This is a genomic window from Finegoldia magna (assembly GCF_018371055.1).
Taxonomy (GTDB): Bacteria; Bacillota; Clostridia; order Tissierellales; family Peptoniphilaceae; genus Finegoldia; species Finegoldia magna_I.
Window position 1 is genome coordinate 1 of the sequence record NZ_JAGYZD010000205.1, and the last position, 3,030, is coordinate 3,030.

The following is a 3,030-nucleotide window of genomic DNA, read 5'->3' on the forward strand; positions in this document are numbered from 1 at the left end:
AAAATCATAATTTGTAGCTTTTGCTTGGCGAATTTGAGTTATGTGATTCATATAATCGCCCCAACAAGTTATGGTTATCTCTTTCTTTTCCAGATTTTTATTCTCTTTTGTTTTTTCTGATTTTTTGTTTGATTTTTCTTCTGATTTTTTAACACTTTTCACTTGAGAACTTTTTTGTGATGCTTGGATTGGAGATTTTCCAGAAATTTCTGAATATCTAAAGCCAATCACACCAACTAAAATCACTATAAGAAAAGCCAATGCAACAGTTGTCTTTTTTCCCTTCATTTTATCCTCACTTATGATATGGTAAATTGTTAATTATTCTGAAACTTCGGTAAATTTGTTCCAACAAAATCAACCTCATCAGTTGATGTGGAAATGTAAACTTGGAAAAAGAAAGCGCATAATCACTCCTGTCAAGTACACTTTTTCCCAGTCCCAAAGATCCGCCGATAACAAAACAAATATTAGAATGACCTTGTACAGTTAAATTTTCAATCTTGGAGGCTAATTTTTCGCTAGTAAGTTGATTTCCCAAAATCTCAAGCGTAATCACGTAGTGATTGTCCTTTATTTTCGACAAGATTTTCTCCGCTTCCTTGTCCTTCACAATCTCCTTTTCACTGTCGGACAAATTCTCTGCAGCACTCAAATCATCAACCTCAATTATGTTTAGCTTGCAGTGCGCAGATAATCTTTTCGAAAATTCAGCAATGCCTAGTTTTATGTATTTTTCCTTAACCTTACCCACCGAAACTATATCGATATTCAAAATAATCACAACCTTTTTACTTAATAAGTATATCATATATTTAATTAAAATTTTTGTGGAAATTCACAAAAACTCAAATGTTATTTGTCACTTCATAAAATTTAAAAGATATCATTATGTTTATAGTTAAATTATTAATAGTTGCTTTTCTTACACAATAATAGTATTATTATTTATAAGAAGATCAAACTCAAAATTATTTTTTTATCTTAGAATGATAAATTTTTAATTATTAATCTGGTATTGACAGAACTAGCCTTGTGATTTATTATTATAGTATAACAAATGTTATATTTAGCAAATACATCCTTGGTAGTAGATGTCCCACCATATGGGAACTTTCGAAACCAAGGATTTTTTAGTTTGGAGGAAATATGAAAGCAGCAATTTTAATCGATGGTGGTTACTATAGAAAAGTAGCATTAAAAACTTTAAGAAAAAACAATTCTCCTGAAGATGATGCCAAAACTTTAATAAAATATTGCATGAGGCACTTAAAAGAACGAAGAGGTAAAGACGAAACATTTTATGATTTATATCGAATTTTTTATTACGATTGCCCACCTTTAGATAACAGTGTTTTTCATCCATTATCTAATAAGGTAATTAATATGAAAAAAGAGTATCACTATACTTGGATGAATACGTTTCTAAAAGAATTAAAGAAAACCAGAAAAGTAGCATTGCGATTAGGAAGACTGTCAGAAAATGAAACAAGATTTACTTTAAAATATGAATCAGTAAAAAAATTATTAAATAAATCTTTAACTCTAGAGGAGCTAACCCCTCAAGATTTTCAGATAACATCAACTCAAAAAGGTGTTGATATGAAAATAGGTATTGATATCGCTTCTTTAGCGTATAAAAAGCAAGTTGATAAGATAGTTTTACTTGCGGGTGATTCTGATTTTGTACCAGCTGCGAAATTAGCTAGAAGAGAAGGTATTGATTTTGTTCTTGATTCTCTTGGAAGAAAAATAAAAGATGATTTATTTGAACACATAGATGGACTTAGATGTTGCGATGATAAATTAAAAAATCAAAATAACTGGTAACATGCTAAATGCAAAATAAAAAAATTTTTATTGTGGTTTTTAATCATTTTAAAATACAACTATTCACAGATAAAAATCTATAGGAATAATTTTGTAAACATTTCCCCTGGAGAACTAGTATATAATAAGCTTATTAATAATGATGGTGTGAACTTTGGTGTGAATTTTGATAAATAAGCATAAAAAAGCACTTGATGGTGTGAACCAAAAAGTGCTTTTCCATTGATATATAATTGTTTTCTATCTCTTACTGAATTGTGGAGATTTACGAGCTTTTTTCAAGCCGTATTTCTTTCTTTCCTTTTTACGAGGGTCTCTAGTTAAGAAACCTGCTCTTTTTAATTCAGCTCTGTAGTCTGGGTCAACTTCTAATAAAGCACGAGCAACACCATGTCTAATAGCACCTGCTTGACCAGTGTATCCGCCACCTTTTACATTAACAGTAACATCATAGCTTTCAGCGTTGTTAGTTAATTCCAAAGCTTCTTTAGCTATAACTCTTAATGTATCGAAGTTAAAGTATTCACTTATATCTTTTTTGTTAATTGTGAATTTTCCACTTCCTGGTACTAAAGTAACTCTAGCAACAGAAGTTTTTCTTCTACCAGTTCCTTGATATCTATTATTAGCCATTTAATTACCTCCTACTTAATTTCCAAAACTTCAGGGTTTTGAGCGATGTGATCGTGATCAGCGCCTCTGTAAACTCTTAATTTTTTAGCCATTTGACGACCTAAAGAGTTGTGAGGAAGCATACCAACGATAGCATGAGTTACAGCTCTTTCTGGATCTTTGTTCATTAAGTCTTTGTAGGTAATTGATTTAAGACCACCAGCATATCCTGTGTAATGTCTTAATTCTTTTTGTTCTAATTTTTTACCTGTTAATTTAACTTTTTCTGCATTAATTACGATTACGTAATCTCCAACATCCGCATTAGGAGTAAACATTGGTTTGTTTTTTCCTCTTAAAATAGAAGCAACTTCAGTAGATAATCTACCTAAAACAACATCTGTTGCGTCTACTACATACCATTTTCTTTGGATGTCATCTTTCTTAGGTATATAAGTTTTCATTCAATTCATCCTTTCCTTTATTTACAATATTTGGCTACTTGGACATCGCTGCCAAAAAGCGATTGTTTTCTCACCGGGAATTTAGACACGTCGCACACCCGGCCATCGGCGACTTTCTGTATTG

Annotated in this window: 4 protein-coding genes and 1 pseudogene; 1 reads left to right on the forward strand and 4 read right to left on the reverse strand. The window is 31.1% G+C overall.

The features are described 5' to 3' along the window. Window positions 1-288: pseudogene (locus KHW44_RS07950) on the reverse strand (CapA family protein); the annotation flags it as partial. A 7-nt stretch (window positions 289-295) separates the two neighbouring features. Further along, a complete protein-coding gene (gene rlmH / locus KHW44_RS07955; RefSeq protein ID WP_304068135.1) occupies window positions 296-775 on the reverse strand; it encodes a 23S rRNA (pseudouridine(1915)-N(3))-methyltransferase RlmH in 480 nt (159 codons plus the stop codon). Between the two features lie 374 nt (window positions 776-1,149). Here rlmH and KHW44_RS07960 point away from each other — a divergent pair, with 374 nt between their 5' ends. Next, window positions 1,150-1,830, forward strand: a complete 681-nt coding sequence (locus KHW44_RS07960; RefSeq protein WP_304068138.1) for an NYN domain-containing protein — start codon at window positions 1,150-1,152, stop codon at window positions 1,828-1,830. A 240-nt stretch (window positions 1,831-2,070) separates the two neighbouring features. Here the strand turns inward: KHW44_RS07960 and rpsI are convergent, their stop codons facing one another. Then, window positions 2,071-2,463: a 30S ribosomal protein S9 gene (gene rpsI / locus KHW44_RS07965; RefSeq protein WP_002838975.1), complete on the reverse strand. Its 393-nt coding sequence runs from the start codon at window positions 2,461-2,463 to the stop codon at window positions 2,071-2,073. Between the two features lie 11 nt (window positions 2,464-2,474). Further along, window positions 2,475-2,906: a 50S ribosomal protein L13 gene (gene rplM / locus KHW44_RS07970; protein WP_002835728.1), complete on the reverse strand. Its 432-nt coding sequence runs from the start codon at window positions 2,904-2,906 to the stop codon at window positions 2,475-2,477. Window positions 2,907-3,030 lie beyond the last annotated feature (124 nt).

Excerpts from the sequence above, each read along its gene's own strand:
- KHW44_RS07960 (WP_304068138.1), top strand. The coding sequence starts at position 1,150 with ATGAAAGCAGCAATTTTAATCGATGGTGGTTACTATAGAAAAGTAGCA.
- rplM (WP_002835728.1), bottom strand. The coding sequence starts at position 2,906 with ATGAAAACTTATATACCTAAGAAAGATGACATCCAAAGAAAATGGTAT.
- rpsI (WP_002838975.1), bottom strand. The coding sequence starts at position 2,463 with ATGGCTAATAATAGATATCAAGGAACTGGTAGAAGAAAAACTTCTGTT.